General features: G+C 70.7%; 16 protein-coding genes. 9 read left to right on the top strand and 7 right to left on the bottom strand.

Annotation, left to right across the window (positions count from 1 at the left end; all coding sequences use genetic code 11):
- Positions 1–43: 43 nt before the first annotated feature.
- From FGX59_RS06580 to FGX59_RS06540, 9 genes are all read left to right on the top strand, one after another.
- Entirely contained in the window at positions 44–1,387 is a 1,344-nt protein-coding gene (locus tag FGX59_RS06580) for an iron-containing alcohol dehydrogenase (RefSeq protein WP_138465724.1), read from the top strand.
- A complete protein-coding gene (locus FGX59_RS06575) occupies positions 1,387–2,184 on the top strand; it encodes an HAD-IIB family hydrolase (protein WP_138465723.1) in 798 nt (265 codons plus the stop codon). Before FGX59_RS06580 ends, FGX59_RS06575 begins: the two co-directional genes overlap by 1 nt.
- The gene (gene glpD, locus FGX59_RS06570) at positions 2,181–3,674 is read left to right on the top strand and encodes a glycerol-3-phosphate dehydrogenase (protein ID WP_138465722.1); all 1,494 of its coding nucleotides are present in this window, start codon (positions 2,181–2,183) and stop codon (positions 3,672–3,674) included. Before FGX59_RS06575 ends, glpD begins: the two co-directional genes overlap by 4 nt.
- Complete coding sequence (locus FGX59_RS06565; RefSeq protein WP_138465721.1) at positions 3,671–4,342, top strand: class II aldolase/adducin family protein; 672 nt, start codon at positions 3,671–3,673, stop codon at positions 4,340–4,342. The genes glpD and FGX59_RS06565 overlap by 4 nt, the downstream gene beginning before the upstream one ends.
- 25 nt (positions 4,343–4,367) lie before the next feature.
- On the top strand, positions 4,368–5,309 hold the full coding sequence (locus tag FGX59_RS06560) for a carbohydrate ABC transporter permease (RefSeq protein ID WP_240722285.1): 942 nt from the start codon (positions 4,368–4,370) through the stop codon (positions 5,307–5,309).
- Complete coding sequence (locus FGX59_RS06555; protein ID WP_240722283.1) at positions 5,306–6,169, top strand: carbohydrate ABC transporter permease; 864 nt, start codon at positions 5,306–5,308, stop codon at positions 6,167–6,169. The genes FGX59_RS06560 and FGX59_RS06555 overlap by 4 nt, the downstream gene beginning before the upstream one ends.
- A 70-nt stretch (positions 6,170–6,239) precedes the next feature.
- Positions 6,240–7,739, top strand: coding sequence for an ABC transporter substrate-binding protein (locus tag FGX59_RS06550; protein WP_138465720.1), 1,500 nt, complete (start codon positions 6,240–6,242; stop codon positions 7,737–7,739).
- A 64-nt stretch (positions 7,740–7,803) separates the two neighbouring features.
- On the top strand, positions 7,804–8,529 hold the full coding sequence (locus tag FGX59_RS06545) for an SDR family oxidoreductase (protein WP_138465719.1): 726 nt from the start codon (positions 7,804–7,806) through the stop codon (positions 8,527–8,529).
- 10 nt (positions 8,530–8,539) lie between these two features.
- Entirely contained in the window at positions 8,540–9,610 is a 1,071-nt protein-coding gene (locus tag FGX59_RS06540; RefSeq protein ID WP_138465718.1) for an ABC transporter ATP-binding protein, read from the top strand.
- Positions 9,611–10,236: 626 nt separating this feature from the next.
- Here FGX59_RS06540 and FGX59_RS06535 read toward each other — a convergent pair.
- The 7 genes from FGX59_RS06535 to FGX59_RS06505 form a co-directional block, all read right to left on the bottom strand.
- Positions 10,237–10,596 (bottom strand): cupin domain-containing protein, encoded by a 360-nt coding sequence (locus tag FGX59_RS06535; RefSeq protein ID WP_138465717.1) that lies wholly within the window; start codon positions 10,594–10,596, stop codon positions 10,237–10,239.
- A gap of 11 nt (positions 10,597–10,607) precedes the next feature.
- The gene (locus FGX59_RS06530; protein WP_138465716.1) at positions 10,608–11,552 is read right to left on the bottom strand and encodes a glyoxylate/hydroxypyruvate reductase A; all 945 of its coding nucleotides are present in this window, start codon (positions 11,550–11,552) and stop codon (positions 10,608–10,610) included.
- On the bottom strand, positions 11,542–13,170 hold the full coding sequence (locus FGX59_RS06525; RefSeq protein WP_206078295.1) for an ABC transporter ATP-binding protein: 1,629 nt from the start codon (positions 13,168–13,170) through the stop codon (positions 11,542–11,544). The genes FGX59_RS06530 and FGX59_RS06525 overlap by 11 nt, the downstream gene beginning before the upstream one ends.
- 14 nt (positions 13,171–13,184) lie before the next feature.
- Positions 13,185–14,024, bottom strand: a complete 840-nt coding sequence (locus tag FGX59_RS06520; protein ID WP_138465714.1) for an ABC transporter permease — start codon at positions 14,022–14,024, stop codon at positions 13,185–13,187.
- Positions 14,021–14,968 (bottom strand): ABC transporter permease, encoded by a 948-nt coding sequence (locus FGX59_RS06515; protein ID WP_138465713.1) that lies wholly within the window; start codon positions 14,966–14,968, stop codon positions 14,021–14,023. The genes FGX59_RS06520 and FGX59_RS06515 overlap by 4 nt, the downstream gene beginning before the upstream one ends.
- Positions 14,968–16,563: an ABC transporter substrate-binding protein gene (locus tag FGX59_RS06510; RefSeq protein WP_138465712.1), complete on the bottom strand. Its 1,596-nt coding sequence runs from the start codon at positions 16,561–16,563 to the stop codon at positions 14,968–14,970. Before FGX59_RS06510 ends, FGX59_RS06515 begins: the two co-directional genes overlap by 1 nt.
- A 69-nt stretch (positions 16,564–16,632) precedes the next feature.
- Positions 16,633–17,922, bottom strand: coding sequence for an FAD-binding oxidoreductase (locus tag FGX59_RS06505; RefSeq protein ID WP_138465711.1), 1,290 nt, complete (start codon positions 17,920–17,922; stop codon positions 16,633–16,635).
- Between the last annotated feature and the right edge of the window lie 4 nt (positions 17,923–17,926).

The raw sequence follows: 17,926 nt of genomic DNA, 5'->3' as shown, positions 1-17,926 counted from the left end.
GGTGACATTCTCCATCCCAGGGTGGAGAACCGGGAGGAAGCGCATGCAGAGCGCTCATGCGACCGTCAGGCCGTTGCGGCCCGCTGGCGGCTGGACGTCCGACATCGATGCTGTGAACGAGGGCCGCTGGCGGCACCCGGCCACCGGCGAGACGCAGGGCCGCTGCCCGTTCGAGATCATCGCCATCGAGGACAGCCTGGACGGCGCGGAGGCCGATCTAGTTGCGCGGCTGGGCTTCGGCGGCGCGATCTGCGTGGTCTCGGACACCGCGACCCGCGACGCGATGGGCGGCCGCGTGGCCCGCGCGCTCGGCGCCGCGGGCGAGGTGGTGCTGGAGCATCCCCATGCCGACGAGGCCGAGATCGCCCGGCTGGAGCCCCTGCTGCGCGGCTATGACCACGTGATCGCCGTCGGCTCCGGCACGGTCAACGACCTGTGCAAGTACATCACCGCCCGGGACGGCCGCCGCTATGCGGTCTTCGGCACGGCGGCCTCGATGGACGGCTACGGCTCGGTCACGGCCTCGATCACGCTGGAGAGCGGGCTGAAGGTGTCGACGCCCGCGCATGCCGCCTCGGGCATCTTCATCGACCTCGCGGTGAATGCCGCGGCCCCCGCGCATCTGGCGGCGGCCGGCTTCGGCGACAGCGTCAACCGCGCGGTGGCGCAGGTCGACTGGTGGATGTCGCACCGGCTGCGCGACACGTTCTACACCGACGTGGCCTATCTGGTCTCCGGCGACAACGAGGACCGGATGATCGAGGCTTCGCCCGGCCTTCCCGCGGGCGACATCGTCTCGATGGGCTGGCTGCACCGCAACCTGATGTTCTCCGGGCTCGGCGTCTCCTACACGCGGGTCTCGAACCACGGCTCGATGTCCGAGCACCAGATTTCCCACTATATCGACTGCTTCGCGGGCACCCGCCATCCCGGCACGCTGCATGGCGCGCAGGTCGGCGCCGCCTCGGTCGCCATGGCGCGGCTGCAGGCGGCGATGCTCGGCTCAGAGACCCCGCCGCAGGTTGCCGCCACGCGGATCGACGAGGACGGCATGCGCCGCCGCATGGGCGCGGCCGCCCCGCAATGCATTGCCGAATACCGCCGGAAGGCCTTCGATGCACAGGGCGCCGCCGCCTTCAACGAGCGGATCGCGGCGATCTGGCCCGAGCTGCGGCGCGAATGCCTCGGCTTCATGATCCCGCCCGCCGAGCTGGAGGCAATGCTGCGCGCCGCCGGGGCCCCGGTCAGCGGCGCCGAGCTCGGCTGTCCGCCGGATCTGTGGCGCGAGGCGCTGCGCCACGGCCACGAGATGCGCGACCGCTTCTCCTTCGTCGACATCGCCTGCGACGCGGGGCTGCTCGACGATTTCGTGGCGGGGCAGGACTGATGCGCCCGCTCGCCGAGATGCCCGATGACGTCGCCGCCGGAATCCGCTGCCTCTTCGCGGATATCGACGACACGATCACCACCGAGGGCAAGCTGACCGCCGGCGCCTATGCCGCGCTGGAGCAGCTGGCCGAGGCCGGGATGGCCGTGGCGCTGATCACCGGGCGGCCCGCCGGCTGGTGCGACATGATCGCGAGGATGTGGCCCGTGGCGGGCGTGGTGGGCGAGAACGGCGCCTTCTACTTCTCCTACGATGCCGCGGCGCGCCGGATGATCCGGGTCTTCGACGCCGCCGAGCCGACGCGCGAGGCCGCGCGCGGCCGTCTGGCGCGGGTGCGCGAGCGGGTGCTGGCCGAGGTGCCCGGCGCCGCCGTCTCGGCCGACCAGCTCTACCGCGAGGCGGATCTGGCCATCGATTTCTGCGAGGATGTCGCCGCGCTGCCCGAGCCCCAGATCGCCCGCATCAAGGCGATCTTCGAGGAAGAGGGCGCAATCGCCAAGATCAGCTCGATCCATGTCAACGGCTGGTTCGGCAGCTGGGACAAGCTGACCATGTCGCGCCGCTTCGCCGCCGAGCGGCTGGGGCTCGACATCGACGCCGACTGCGAGACGGTGGTCTATTGCGGCGACAGCCCCAATGACGCACCGATGTTCGGCTTCTTCCCGAATTCCTGCGGCGTCGCCAATGTCGCGGATTTCGAGGGCCGGATCGAGGCCCTGCCCGGCTGGATCGCGCCCTCGCGCGGCGGGGCGGGCTTCGTCGAGATCGCCGGCCGGCTGCTGGAGGCACGGCGATGACCGCCGATCTGCTGGTCATCGGCGGCGGCGTGAATGGCTGCGGGATCGCGCGGGACGCGGCCGGGCGCGGGCTCGATGTGCATCTGGTCGAGCAGGGCGACCTGGCCCAGGCGACCTCCTCGGCCTCGACCAAGCTCTTCCATGGCGGGCTGCGCTATCTCGAGCACTGCGAGTTCCGGCTGGTCCGCGAGGCGCTGCGCGAGCGCGAAGTCCTGCTTGGCGCGATGCCGCATATCGCCCGGCCGCTGCGCTTCGTGCTGCCCCATCACGAGGGGCTGCGCCCCGCCTGGCTCCTGCGGCTGGGGCTCTTCCTCTACGACCATCTCGGCGGGCGGAAGATCCTGCCCGGGACGGCGGTGCTCGACCTGCGCCGCGACCCGGCGGGACGGCCGCTGAAGGACGGCTTCCGCAGGGCGTTCGAGTATTCCGACGTCTGGGCGGATGACGCGCGGCTGGTCGTGCTGAATGCCCGGGACGCCGCCGATCGCGGCGCGCGGATCGAGACCCGCACGCGGCTGGTCGCGGCCCGGCCCGAAGGCGGCATCTGGACGTCCGAGCTGGAGGATGCGGAGACCGGGCAGCGGCGCAGCGTGACGGCGCGCGCCCTGGTCAATGCCGCCGGCCCCTGGGTCAGCGAGGTGCTGGGCGCGCGGCTCGGCCGGGCGCATCCGGGGCGGATCCGGCTGGTGCGCGGATCGCATATCGTCACCCGGCGGCTTTTCGATCACGACCGCGCCTACATCTTCCAGAACGGCGACGGGCGCATCGTCTTCGCCATTCCCTACGAGGACGATTTCACCTGCATCGGCACGACCGATGTCGACCAGCCGGACCTTGCGGGCGGCACGGCCTGCTCGGCGGCGGAGGAGGCCTATCTCTGCGCGGCCGTGTCGGACTACCTCGCGCGGGAGGTCACGCCGGCCGACGTGGTCTGGCGCTATGCCGGGGTGCGGCCGCTCGACGATGCCGGAACCGGGGCGGCGCAGGCCGCGACCCGCGACTACCGGCTGGATTTCGGCATGGCGCCCGCGCCGCTGCTGTCGGTCTTCGGCGGCAAGATCACCACCTACCGGCGGCTGGCGGAGGCGGCGCTCGGGAAATTGGCGCCGGTCTTCCCCGGCCTCTCGGGGGCCTGGACCGCGGGCGTTCCGCTGCCCGGCGGGGATTTCCCCCATGACGGAACCCCCGCCCTCGCGCAGGCCCTGGCCGCGCAGGCGCCCTGGCTGGCGCCCCGGACGGCGCGGCGGATGGCGCGCGCCTACGGCACGCTGGCCGCCGGCGTGGCCGGAGACGCGCCCGGGACCGGCGAGGAGTTCGGCGCCGGGCTTACGGCCCGCGAGGTCGACTGGCTGATGGACCGCGAATGGGCGAGGACCGCCGAGGACATCCTCTGGCGCCGCTCGAAGCTGGGCCTGCGCATCGGGGCCGAGGGCGCGGCGCGCCTCGCCCGCTACATGGACAACCGCAGACGGGAGGAGAAAGCGGCATGACAAGCAAGGAAGGGATCCTGCGCGAGGAGATCGTCCAGCGCTGCCGGGAGATGAACGCCAACGGCATCAACCAGGGCACTTCGGGCAATATCTCGGTGCGGCTCGGCGATCACATGCTGATCAGCCCCTCGGCCACGCCCTATGACGCGATGACCCCGGAGATGGTCGCCAAGATCGCCATCGACGACCGGTCCGGCGCCTGGGAGGGGCCGAAGACGCCCTCGACCGAATGGCGGTTCCACCAGCGCATCCTGCGCGAGCGGCCCGACTGCCCGGCGGTGATCCACGCCCACCCGACCTATTGCACCGCGATCGGCATCCTGCGCCGCGCCATCCCGGCGGTCCACTACATGGTGGCGGCCTTCGGCGGCACCGACGTGCGCTGCGCGGGCTATGCCCGCTACGGCACCGAGGAGCTGTCGGATCTGGTGCTGGCCGCGCTGCAGGACCGCACCGCCTGCCTGATGGCCAATCACGGCATGGTCGCCATGGGCGAGACGCTGGCCAAGGCGATGTGGCGCGCGGTCGAGCTGGAGACCATCGCCCGGCAATACGTGACGGTGCTGCAGACCGGCGCAGACTACCACGTGCTGTCGGATGCCGAGATCGCCGAGACGATGGACGGCTTCGCCAGCTACGGGCTGCAGGCGGAAAGCGCCGCGGCCTGAGCGCCGCGCGGGAGGAGGAACCGCTATGAGGCAATCGACGCCGATGGAGCTCCGGATGGGCGCGGCGCGGGAGGGGCGCCTGTCCCTGCCGGGGCTCCCCCGGATGCTGACATCCGAACATCCGCTGCCGTGGCTCCTGCCGCTGACGGCGATGCTGCTGGTCTTCACGGTCTATCCGCTGATCTACAACATCTGGCTGAGCTTCCACGAATACGTGCCCTTCAAGCGCGCGCTGGTGCCCGTGGGCACCGACAACTGGGCGCGGCTCCTGGCCGACGAGCGGTTCTGGGGCGCGATGGGGACGACGTTCCTCTACTTCTTCGTGGTCCTCGGCATCGAGCTGGTGCTGGGCATCGCGCTGGCCATGCTGCTTGACAGCGACGCGCCGGGCTACGGGCTGCTGCGCTCGCTGCTGACGCTGACGCTGGTGATCCCGCCGGCGATCACCGGGATGATGTTCCTGCTGATGGAGGACGCGCAGTTCGGCGTGCTGACCTGGGCGCTGCAGGGGATCGGGCTCCTGTCGCCCGACACGCCGATCCTCGCCACGCCCTCGACGGCGCTGGCCGGGGTGATGCTGGCCGATATCTGGCAATGGACGCCCTTCATGGTGCTGATCGTGCTCGCCGGGCTGCGCTCGCTGCCGCCCGAGCCCTACGAGGCGGCGATGCTCGACGGGGCGGGTCCGTGGATGATCTTCCGCAAGATCACCCTGCCGCTGCTGTCCAAGGTGCTGGCGGTGGCGATCCTGATCCGCGGCATCGACCTGTTCCGGGTCTTCGACTACATGTTCGTCATGACCTCGGGCGGGCCGGGCACCTCGACCTACACCCTGTCGCTCTATGCCTGGCAGCAGACCTTCAGCTTCATCCAGTGGGGCTATGGCGCGACGCTGTCGCTGGTCACGCTGGCGCTGATCCTGATCCTCGCCAACCTGTTCATCTGGATATCGAAGGTGCGCTGGTGATCGTTCAATCCCGTTCCCGGGCCGCGGCGCGCGCGGTCCTCGCCTGGGGCGTCGTCGCGCTCTTCGTCTTCCCGCTGTTCTTCTGGATCACGGTGGCCTTCAAGGAGGCGCGCGAGATCTTCGACCTGCCGCCGCGGCTGGCGAATTTCACCCCGACGCTGAACAACTTCAACGAGGTCTTCGGGCTCAGCCTCGGCGGCAACCTGGTCGGCGGCGGCAATTTCAACATGGGGCCGCGGCTCTGGGACAGCATCGTCATCGCGGTCTTCTCGACGCTCCTGGCCGTGACGATCGCGACGCTGGCCTCCTATGCGCTCAGCCGGATGAAGTTCCGCGCCCGCCACCACTATGTCAGCTGGGTGCTCTCGACCCGGATGATGCCGCCGGTGGCGGTCGCGATCCCGATGTTCTTCATCTACAAGGACATCGGACTGCTCGACAGCTATCTCGGCGTGATCCTCATCCATGCGGTGATGAACCTGCCGCTGGCCGTGCTGCTGATGAAGTCCTTCTTCGACGACATCCCGCTTGAGATCGACGAGAGCGCGGTGATCGACGGCGCCTCGCGCTGGTACATCTTCCGCCGCGTGGTGCTGCCGATGGCCAAGGGCGGGATCGCCGCCACGGCAGTGCTCTGCTTCATCTTCTCCTGGACCGAGTTCCTGTTCGTGCTGACGCTGACCCAGACCGGGCTGAAGACCGTGCCGGTCGTCTCCTCGACCTTCGTCACCTCGACCGGAACCGCCTGGGGCAACATGGCCGCGCTCGGCGTTGCCGCGATGGCGCCGGCCTTCCTCTTCGTCCTGCTCGTCCAGAAACAGCTGGTGCGGGGCCTGACCCTCGGTTCGCTCAAGCAGTGAGCGCGCCGCAATAACGACAAGAAACAAGATCAAGAAAAACGACGGAAACGCCATTTCAAGGGAGGACACCATGAAAGACAGCGACCGCAAGCAATATCTCGCGCGCGCCGTGGACGACTACGTGAAGGGCCGGATGAACCGCCGCCGCTTCCTCGGCGTCGCGGCGCAGCTCGGCCTCGGCGCCGCCGCGCTCGGCTCGGGCATCGCCCGCCCGTTCCTCGGCAGCCCGGCCTGGGCGGCCTCGGATGACGACCTGATGCCCTCGGCCGAGAACCTCGCCTGGGTCAAGGAGGTCTCGGCCCCGTTCCGCGGCACGACGCTGAAGCTCGCCACGGAATCCACTCCGCCATCGAACGTCCTGAACGGCAGCCTGAAGAAGTTCTTCGAGGAGGCCTCGGGCATGAAGGTGGAGATCGAGATCCTGCCGCTGGAGCAGGTGCTGCAGAAGCTGACGCTCGACGTCGCCTCGCAGCTCGGCACCTACGACCTCTACTATGTCGACCAGTCCTGGGCCGCCTCGATCAGCCGCGACGTGTTCGACCCGCGCGAGCAGATCGACGCCAAGCCCGACCTCGCCATGCCGGGCTACGACATCTCGGACTTCCTGCCCGCGCTGGTCGACGGCATCTGCCGCTACGAGGACCGGATGGTGGGCGTGCCCTACGACATCCCGATCTTCATCATGATGTACCGCAAGGACATCTACGAGCAGATGGGCTTCCAGGCGCCGGCCACGATGGAGGAATGGCTGACCCAGTCCGAGGCGATCACCAGCGAGATGGGGCCGAAGCTCTACGGCGCGGCGGGCCAGATGAAATCCGGGCATTACAGCCTGGAATGCGAATGGACCTCGATCCTCTGGGGCAATGGCGGCTCGATCTTCGACAAGGACGGCAAGTTCTCGGGCAATGACGAGGCCGGGCTGGCGGCGATGGCCTATTACGACCGGCTGCACAAGACGATGCCGCCCGGCGCCACCTCCTGGACCTGGGACGGCCAGGGCCAGGCCATCGCCCAGGGCGTCGCGGCGACGATGCTGAGCTGGGGCGAGTTCTTCCCCTATTTCGACGACCCGGCCTCGACCAAGATCTCGGGGCTGATGGAGGCGGTCCGCTGCCCGAAGCCCGCCAGCCTGCGCACGCCCGGCGAGTGCGGCTTCGGCGAGATCCCCGGCGTCGGCCACCAGGGCGGCAGCTCGCTGGCGGTGTCGCGCAACTCGAAGAACCCGGATGCCGCGTGGATCTTCATGCAATGGGCGACCTCGGCGGACACCCAGGCGCTGATCACCACGCTGGGCGGCGGCACCGGCCCGACGCGCAACTCGGTCTATGACGATCCGCGCGTGATCGCCAACCGCCGGGTCGGCGCGGGCACGACGCGCCATCTCGACGTGGTGCGCGAGACCATCGCCAGCGACATGGGCTCCGAGCCGGACCTGCCCGCCTGGGCGCAGATCTCCTCGGACACGATCCCGGTCAATCTCGGCCGCTACTTCGCCGGCGAGATCGCCAGCGCGAAGGAGTGCATGGACCAGATCGCGAAGGAGACCGACAGGCTCGCCGCCATGTGATCCTCCCCCCGGGGGCGGCCCGGCGGCCGCCCCCGTCCAGTTCCGGAACGCAACGGAGGGCCAAATGGACCCCAAACCCCTGGTGGCGGTCACCGGCGCGAGCTCGGGGATCGGCCTCGCCACCGCCCGCGCCTTCTCGGCCGCAGGCCATCCCGTGCTGATGATGGCGCGCCGCGTCGCGCGGATGGAGGCCGAGGCCCTGCCCCGCTCGGTCTGCCGCGCCGTGGATGTCCGCGACCGCGAAGCGATCAATGCCGCCGTCGCCGAGGCGGAGGCGCTGCACGGCCCCGCCGACATGATCTTCGCCAATGCCGGGCTCGCGCGGCTCGCCGACATCTCGCGCCAGGATCCGGCGGAATGGGACGAGATGATCGACATCAACGCCAAGGGCGTGATGAACACGGTCAAGGCGGTGATGAACGGCATGATGGCCCGGCGCCGCGGCACCATCGTCATCATGTCCTCGATCGCCGGCCGCAAGGTCTATCCCGACCACACGGTCTATTGCGGCACCAAGTTCTTCACCCATGCCGTGGCGGAGTCGCTGCGCGGCTACCTCGCCGGGCATGACGTGCGGGTCGTCGTCGTCAGCCCCGGCGTGATCGAGACCGAGGTGCTCTCGGGCGTCACCGATCCGGACACGCTCGCGGCCTACCGGGCCAACAAGGCGAAGATGGGCGGCGGCATCGGGGCGGAGCACTGCGCCGGCCTGATCCTGGCCGCCTACCAGATGCCGCAGAACGCGCTGGTGCAGGAGATCGTCCTGACGCCGACCCGCCAGACATATTGAGAGAACGCACATGGCCCAGGTTTCCTACCGCAAGATCGCCAAGAGCTACGGCGCCGTCGAGGTGATGCGCGATGTCGAGCTCGACATCGCCGACGGCGAATTCGCCGTGCTGCTCGGCTCCTCCGGCTGCGGCAAGACCACGCTCCTGCGGATGACCGCGGGGCTCGAGACCATCACCGCGGGCGACCTGATGATCGGCGGCGCCCGCGTCAACGACCGCCCGCCGAAGGACCGCGACATCGCGATGGTGTTCCAGAACTACGCGCTCTATCCGACGATGAAGGTCTTCGAGAACATCGCCTTCTCGCTGCGGGTGAAGAAGGCGCCCGAGGCGGAGGTGAAGCGCAAGGTGGGCGCCGCGGCCGAGGTGCTGAACCTGACCGACTATCTCGACCGCTATCCGCGCGAGCTGTCGGGCGGCCAGCGCCAGCGCGTCGCCATGGGCCGCGCCATGGTGCGCGACGCCGAGGTCTTCCTGTTCGACGAGCCGCTCTCGAACCTCGATGCCAAGCTCCGCGCCCATATGCGCGTCGAGATCCGCCAGCTCCACGACCGCCAGGGCGCGACGACGATCTATGTCACCCATGACCAGATCGAGGCGATGACCATGGCCGACAAGATCGTGCTGATGAAGGGCGGAAAGGTGGAGCAGGTCGGCACGCCGGACGAGCTCTACGACCGGCCGGTGTCGAAATATGCCGCCGATTTCGTCGGCTCGCCCTCGATGAACTTCATCGAAGGCGAGATCGGCGAGCGGGAGGGGGCGCCGATCTTCCTGGCCGAAGGGGTCGCGGCGCCCCTGCCCGCGCCGATGGCGCGGCATCTCGGGCGCCGGACGATCGCCGGGCTGCGGCCCTCGGACCTGCATCCGGCGGAGAACGGCGCGGTCCAGGGCACGCTGACCCTGGCCGAGAAGACCGGCGCGGACCAGAACCTGCATGTGAGGGCTGCCGGGGTCGACATCGTCTCCACCGCGCCCAGGAATTTCCAGGTGCGGCAGGGCCAGCATATCGCGCTCGCGATCCCGCCCGAGCGCGTCCATCTCTTCGACGCCGCGACAGAGCGCCGCCTCGGGGCCTGACGGGCCGCGCGCTTCCGGGGGCGCGGCCCTCCCCGCGCCTGCCTGGGCGGCCAAGGCTCCGGCCGGAGTTGGCGCTCGCGGCCCTGTCCCCGGCGAGGGCATGGGCTGCCCTCCCTGCCGCCGCGTGCATGCAATCCGGGAGGCTTCCTCCGCAGAGCCCTGCCGCGATCGTCTTGCGCGGGTGTCCCGCCGCCATCCGGTGCTTGCCGCGGCGGACATGCCGGAGCCCGGTGCTGTCGCGCGGCACCCCGATCCGGACATGGTGCAGCCTTGCATTGGCCGCCGACGCTGATGGCCTTGCCGGAAGGCCCCGCAGGCAAGCGGACTTCCGGCCGGGCGCCGCCGCAGCCGGCAGAGGCCGGCTGGACCCGACCCGGCAACGGACCCCAAAGGGCCGCGGTGCCAGCTGGCAGAGGGCCGGCCGCAGGGCCGGGGCGGCCCGCACGGACACCAATCATGCCACCACCGCGCGATGCGGGAAAATCGCGGCAGACGGGCCCGCCTTCCGCCTCGCACCGCGCCGCCGAACTGGCCCGATTTCCGGTTCCTGCACGGGGCTCCGCGCTGTGCACGCGCCCGCGGGCTCCCTGCAGGGGGAAGGGTCCGCGGACCGAGCGCGGCCGGTCTCAGCCGTAGGTCACCCAGACCTTCCGCGTCGGCTCGATCACCCGCCAGACGCCGCGGAAGCCGGGGCGCATCACGAAGCTCGACCCGGCCCGCAGCGTGACCGTCTCGCCGCTCTGCGCGTCGGTGATCTCGGAATGCCCCGAGATCACGTGCATGAATTCCCAGGCGTCCTTCACGACATGCCAGGCGCCGGGGGCGACTTCCCAGACGCCGGTCTCCACCTTGCCGTCCGGGCTGCGCTCGAGATCCCAGGTCAGGTTCGAGGGCGCGCCCTCGATCACCCGCTCTGCCGCCGGGCTGCCTGCCACCGGCGCCACGCCGGGCGCCTGCGCGTCGATCACCAGGTATTTCGCGTCCATGCCGCTCTCCTTCAGTAGCCGCGCGCGCGGTCGCCCAGCGGCGCGGGCGCGCCCCCGGCCGACATCCGCCGGATGTTCTCGCTGACCGCCTCGCCGCAGATCGCGGCATTGCCGTCGCTGCCGATATGCGGGGTCAGGCGCACCCCGGGATGGGTCCAGAACGGGCTGTCCGCGGGCACCGGCTCGGGGTCGAAGACATCGAGCGTCGCCGCGCCCACCTGGCCGCTGTCCAGCGCCGCCAGCAGGTCGCCGGCGACAAGGTGGTTGCCGCGGCCGAGATTGACGACCACCGCGCCCCGCGGCAGCTGCGCGAAGAGCGCCGCGTCGAGCAGCCCGACCGTGTCCGGCGTCGCGGGCAGGACGGAGATCAGGAACCGCGTGCGCGCCAGCATCGCCGCCAGCCCCTCGGCGCCGCTGTGGCATTCCACGCCGGGGATGTCCTTCGGGCTGCGCGACCAGCCCATGACGGTGAAGCCGAGCCCGGCCAGCGCGGTCGCCGCCGCCCGGCCCATCTCGCCCATGCCGAGGAAGCCGACCGGCAGGGCGGCCTTGTCGCGGATCTGCAGGAAGCGCCAGGCGCCCTCCGCCTGCTGCGCCGCCGCCACGTCCATCTGGCGGTAGTAGTGCAGCACCGCATGCAGGACGTAGTCGCGCATCTGCTCGCGGGTCTTGTCATGCATCAGCCGGACGATCGGCACCTCGGCCGGCAGGGCCGGATCGGCCAGGATATGGTCGATCCCGGCGCCCATCGAGAAGATCGCCTTCAGGTTCGGCAGGCTGGCCATCAGCCCCGGCGCGGGCTGCCAGACCAGGGAATAGCCGATCGTCGCCGGGTCGTAGGCCTCGCCCTCGGCATGGATCTCCAGATCGGGCATATGCGCCCTGAGCGCGTCGCGATAGGGAACCGGGTCCTCGCCGGTGGCAGCGATCAGAAGGGCGTTTGCGTCAGACGGCATGGTCTTTCCTTGCAGTGTCGGGAAGGGAACGGCGGGCGGCGATCTCGTCGAGCCAGCCGGGGGAAAGCTGCGGCACCGCCTCGAGCAGCGCCGCGGTATAGGGATCGGACGGGGCGGCAAAGACCTCGGCCAGCGGCCCGGAGGCCACCAGCGAGCCCTGCCGCATCACCGCGACCTCGTCGGCGATGGAGGCCACCGCGCCGAAGTCATGGGTGATGAAGAGATAGCTGGCGCCGGTCTCGGCCTGGAGCCGGGAGAGCAGCTTCAGCACGCCTTCCGCGATCAGCGGGTCGAGCGCGCTCGTCACCTCGTCGCAGATGATCAGCCGCGGCTCGGCGGCCAGCGCCCGGGCGATGCAGACGCGCTGCTTCTGCCCGCCCGAGAGCGCGCCGGGCAGGCGCGCGGCCAGCCCCGGGTCCAGCTCCACCTGCGCCAGCAGCCGTGCGGTCTCTTCGCGTGCCGCCCGGCCGCGCAGCCCGCGGAACCGCTCCAGCGCCGCGCCGATGGCCGCGCCGACGCTGCGGCGGGGGTTCAGCGCGAGATCGGGCAACTGGTGGATCAGCTGGATCTCCTTCAGCTCCGCGCGCGACCGGCGGCGCAGCCCCGCAGAGAGCGGCCGTCCGGCGAAGCGGATCTCGCCCGCGCTCCAGGGCAGGAGCCCGCAGATCGCCCGGCCGAGCGTCGACTTGCCCGAGCCGCTCTCGCCGATCACCGCCAGCGTGCCGCCTTCGGGCACGCAGAGCGTCAGGCCGCCGATCACCTTCATCTCGCCATAGGCAGCGTCGAGCCCGCGGATCTGCAGGATCGGCGGGGCGGCGGGGCGCGGCGTCCGGACCAGCCCGCGCGCGCCGATCAGCGCCTGCGTATAGGGGCTTTTCGGCGCGTCGATCACCTGCCGCACGGGGCCGTGCTCGACCATGCGGCCATGGCGCAGCACCATGATCTCGTCGGCCATCTGCGCCACCAGCGCCAGGTCGTGCGAGATGTAGAGCGCGGCCATGCCCTCTTCGCGGATCGCGCTGCGCACCGCGACGAGGACCTCGATCTGGGTGGTGACGTCGAGCGCGGTGGTCGGCTCGTCGAAGACGATCAGCCGGGGCCCGGCGCACATTGCCATCGCGGTCATCGCCCGCTGCAGCTGCCCGCCCGAGGCCTGGTGCGGGAAGCGCTGGCCGAAACGCTCCGGATCGGGCAGGCCGAGCCGGGCGAAGAGGCCGGTGGCGCGGGCGCGCGCATCGGCGCGGGACATGCCGCAGGCCAGCGCGGTCTCGGTCACCTGGTCGATCAGCCGCTGCGCCGGGTTGAAGGCCGCCGCCGCCGATTGCGCGACATAGGCGACCTCCCGGCCGCGCAGCCGCCGCATGGCGCGCGGATCGAGCCGTCCCAGCGCCTGCCCGGCCAGCCGGACCTCGCCCGAGGCCACGCGCTGGCCGCCGCGCAGCACGCCGAGCGCGGCCAGTCCGAGGGTGGATTTCCCGGCGCCGGATTCGCCGATCAGCCCCAGCACCCGGCCCGGCGCCAGCTGCAGCGACACGCCGTCGATCAGCCGCAGCGGCGCCCCGTCCCTGCCCGGCGCCTCGATCGCCAGCCGGTCGATATCGAGGAGTGGCACCTGCATCGCGGGCTCCGGCTTCATCGGCTCGTCCTCCCGCCTGCAGCCCGGTCGCCGAGCAGGTTCACCGAAATCGCCAGCAGCGCGATCGCCGCGGCGGGCACCAGGGGCGCGATGCCGCCATAGTTCAGCGCGCCGGCATTCTCGCGCACCATGCCGCCCCAGTCGGCCATCGGCGGCTGCACCCCGAGCCCGAGGAAGCTGAGCGAGGCGACGAAGAGGAAGGCGAAGACGAAGCGCAGGCCCGCCTCGGCGATCAGCGGCCCCGCCGCATTGGGCAGGATCTCGCAGGCGGCGATCCGGAGCGTGCCCTCGCCGCGCAGCCGCGCGATGTCGACGAAATCCCGGGTCGCGAGGTCGAGCCCCAGCGCGCGCGACAGCCGGAACACCCGGAGCGCGGCGAGGAAGGCCGCGACCAGCGTCAGCGTGACCAGAGAGGTGCCAGTGACCGAAAGCGCCAGCAGCGCCAGGATCAGCGGCGGCAGCGCCATGAAGAGGTCGACGGCCCGGCTCATCGCCTGGTCGGCCCAGCCGCCCAGCACGGCGGCCGCCATGCCCGCGGGCACGCCGACGGCAAAGGCCAGCGCGGTGATCGCCGCCGAGAGGCCGATGGAGACGCGCGCCCCCCAGATGATCCGCGAAAGCATGTCGCGGCCGAGCTGGTCGGTGCCGAGGAGGAAGCCGTCGCCCGGCGGCTGCCAGGGCAGCGCCACCAGATCGGCCGGGTCATGGGGCGCAAGCAGCGGCGCGGCGACGGCGGCGGCAAGGCAGGCGAGGCAGAAAGCGGCCGCGGCCAGCACCGGCAGGCGGGCGAGGCCGGGGGCGCCGAGGGGCGGCGCGGCGAGGTCGTGCAGGCTCATCTGGCAGTCCGGAGCCGGGGATTGAAGGCGATTGCCAGCATGTCCGCGGCCATGTTGAGGAAGATGTAGGTGGCGGCGAAGATCAGCCCGCAGGCCTGCACCACGGTGATGTCGCGCTTGGCGACGGAATCGACCATCAGCTGGCCCATGCCGGGATAGGCGAAGATCGTCTCGACGATGATCAGCCCGACGACGATGTCGGCCAACGTCATCACCACCACGGCCGAGACCGGCGCCGCGACATTGGGCAGGATGTGGCGCAGCACGATCCGGCCCGGCGGCAGGCCCTTCAGCATGGCGGTGCCGACATAGTCCTGGTCCATCGCCGCGACGATCGAGGCGCGGGTCATCCGCGCGACATGCGCCGTCGAGGTGACGACGAGGGTCAGCACCGGCAGGACCAGCACCTGCAGCACCTCCCAAACGCTCATGCCCGGTCGCGGAATGGAGATCGAGGGCAGCCAGTTCAGCTCTACCGCCAGCACCGCGATGGCGACATAGGCGAAGAAGAATTCCGGCGTCGCGACCGTGACCATGGTCAGCACCAGCACCGCGCGGTCGATCCAGCTGTCGCGGAAGATCGCCGCCAGCGTGCCGAGCGCCAGCGCCAGCGGCACCGCGACCGCCGCCGCGAGCCCGGCCAGCAGGAGCGTGTTGCCGAGGCGCGAGGCGATCAGCGCGCCGATCTCGCGGCCATTGGTCAGCGACAGGCCCAGATCGCCGTGCAGCAGCCCGCCGAGCCAGCCGAGATAGCGCGCCACCGGCGAGGCATCGAGCCCGCGCGACAGCCGCAGCGCCTCGACGGTCTCGGGCGTGGCCGAGGCGCCGAGCAGCTTCGAGGCGAAGTCGCCCGGCATCATCTCGCCTGCGAGGAACAGCAGCAGCGTGGAGGCGAGGACGAGGAGACCCCCCGTCCCGCCGCGCCGCAGGATCAGCCTGCCCATCAGGCGGCGAGCCAGACGCGCTCGGTGAAGCGCGCGCCCATCAGGTACCAGGACGGCGTCGGCTCCAGGCCGCGCACCCGCGGGCTGTAGGCGTCGATGAAATCCGCGAAGACCGGGATCACATGGCCGGCATCGGCATGGATGATCGACTGCAGCTCCCAGTACATGTCCCTGCGCTTCGCCGGGTCGAGCTCGGCGCGCGCCTCGACGAGGATGCGGTCGAAAGCGGGATCCGACCAGAAGGCCTCGTTCCAGGGCGCGTCGCCGGCGAAGATCGTCGACATCAGCATGTCCACGGTCGGCCGGCCCATCCAGACGCCCGAGGTCATCTGCCGCGACGGGTTCAGCCAGATCTGGTCCCAGTAGCCATCGGCGGGCTGGCGCATCACCTCGATGCCGATGCCCGCCTCCCCGGCCGCCTGGCGGTAGAGCTGGCCGACATTGGCCGAGCCGGCATAGGTCGCATCCGAGGTGTCGAGCTGCAGCGACAGCCCGTCGAGCCCGGCCTCCTTCAGGTAGTAGCGCGCCTTTTCCGGATCATAGGGGGTCTGGCCCAGCTCGGAGTTGTAGAGCGGATCGGTCGCCGCCACCGGCTGGTCGTTGCCGATCCGGCCGTTGCCGCGCAGCACGATGTCGAGGATCTTCTGCCGGTCGATGCCGTGCTTCAGCGCGCGGCGGACATTGACGTTGTCGAAGGGCGCGAGCTTGCAGTTGGCGGCATAGCTCCAGAACTGGCCGCCGGCGCTGTTGACGACCTGCGCGGCGCCGCTCTTCTTCAGCATCTCGACCGCGACCGGATCGACGAGGCCGAGCGCGTCGATCTGGCCCGATTGAAGCGCCGCAATGCGCGCCTGCGGGTCGTTCAGCACCAGGAACTCGACCTCGCCGACATGGGCGCGGCCCTCCTTCCAGTAGTTCGGGTTGCGCTCCCAGGTGGCGCGGACGCCCGGCTCGAACGAGGTCTGGATGTAGCCGCCGGTGCCGACCGGCTTCATCCAGTCGTCGAAGCCGTCGGGCACGATGGCCAGGTGGTCGCCCGAGAAGTTCCAGGGCAGGTCGGCATTGCCCGAGGCCAGGCGGATGCGAATCTGGTGGCTGTCGAGCTTCTCGACCTCCTCGATCGGCGCCATCAGCGCCTTGGCGCCGGATTGCGAGGCCGCGCCGCGGTGGCGGTTGATCGAGTAGATCACGTCGTCGGCGCTGAGCGAGCGGCCATCATGGAATTCCACGCCCTTGCGGATGTTGAACACCCATTCCTTCGCGCCCGGCGCGGCCTCCCAGCTTTCCGCCAGCTCGGGGGCAAGCGTCTTGTCCGCGGTGATCTCGACCAGGTGGTTGAAGGTCGTGTAGGCGGCCATCACGCCGAACTCGTCCTGGCGCAGCGCCGGATCGTTTGTGTTCGAGCTGGCGCCGAGGATGCCCGCGCGCAGCGTGCCGCCCGATTGCGGCACCTCCTGGGCGCGCGCCCCGCGGGGCAGCAGGAGCCCGCCCGCGCCCGAGGCGAGGCCGAAGGCGGCGGCGGATTGCAGGAGGCCGCGGCGGCTGATGGCGCGCGGGCGTGCCGGAACGGCACCGGGGCGTTTCTGGTCGGTCATGGTTGTCCTCGCTGTTCAACGGCCCCTCTTGAGGGGGCTCCGTCACTCTTCCAGGTCGTCTCGTCCCGCTCAGGCCAGCCTTTCGCGGAGCGTGTAGTACCACATGCCAAGGGCCAGGGCCTGGTGGGCCGCCCATTGGCCGGCCGGCAGCCGCAGCCGCCGCACCGCATCGAACACGTCGAATTCGCCCATCGTGCCGGTGATCGCCTCGGCCATGATGCCGGCGACGATATGGCTGGTCGCGATGCCGTGGCCGGAATAGCCCTCGGCGAAGAAGACATTCGGCCGGATGCGCCCCAGATGCGGGATGCGGTTGGGGATGATCCCGTCCTGCCCCGACCACTGGAACGCGATGCCGACGCCCCTGAGCCGCGGATAGGTGCGCTCGAGCGCGGGGCGCAGCTCGGCGGCGATGTCGCGGGTGGCGCGGCCCGAATAGTTGGTGCCGCCGCCGAAGATCAGCCGCCGGTCGGCGGTCAGCCGGTGGTAGTCGAGCACGAAGCGGTCGTCATAGACCGCGATGTCCCGCGGGTTGATCCTGCGCGCGACCTCCTCGGGCAAAGGCTCGGTCGCGACGATGCCGAGCGCCGCCGGGAAGAGCGCGCCGCGCATCCGCCCCTGGGCCAGCCGGTGATAGGCGTTCCCGGCCAGCAGGACGGTATCGCAGGTGACGCGCCCCGCTTCGGTCTCCAGCACCGGGCGGCGGCCATGGCGGATGCCGGTCACGCGGGTCCGCTCGAAGATCCGCACACCCAGAGAGGCCGCCGCCTGCGCCTCGCCGATGGCGAGGTTCAGCGAGTGGACATGCATGTTGCGCATGTTCAGCACGCCGCCGGTATAGAGCGGCACCTCGATCAGGCTGCGCAGCTCCTCGCCCTCGGCATAGCGGACCTCGTCCCCCATGCCCTGCGCCTCGGCGGTGCGCGCGAGCGCCCTCAGCGCCGCCTCGTGCTTCGGCGTCATCGCCGCCTGCAGATGGCCGTGCTTGAGGTCGCAGTCGATGCCGAAGCGCGCGACGCGCTCGCGGATGATCCGGTGGCCGCGCCAGCGCAGCTCCCAGATGTAGTCCGCCGCCCCCGCGCCGAGCGAGCGGCGGAATTCGCGCGCCATGGCCGCGTCGCCCGACAGCGATCCGGTGATCTGCCCGCCATTGCGCCCGGTAGCGCCCCAGCCGATGCTGTTGGCCTCCAGAAGCACGACGCGCAGCCCCCGCCCGGCCAGCTCGATGGCGGCATTGATGCCGGTGAAGCCGGCGCCGACCACCGCGACATCGGCCTCGGCGGCGCCTTCGAGCGCCGGGAACGGATCATAGCGGCGGGCCGTCGCCGCGTAGTAGGAAGAGGCATGGGCAAGCGTCATGGTC

It is taken from the genome of Poseidonocella sp. HB161398, from assembly GCF_005870025.1.
Taxonomy (GTDB): Bacteria; Pseudomonadota; Alphaproteobacteria; order Rhodobacterales; family Rhodobacteraceae; genus Mangrovicoccus.
Note: the sequence above shows the minus strand (reverse complement) of the source record. Positions and strands in the feature narration are given on the sequence as shown.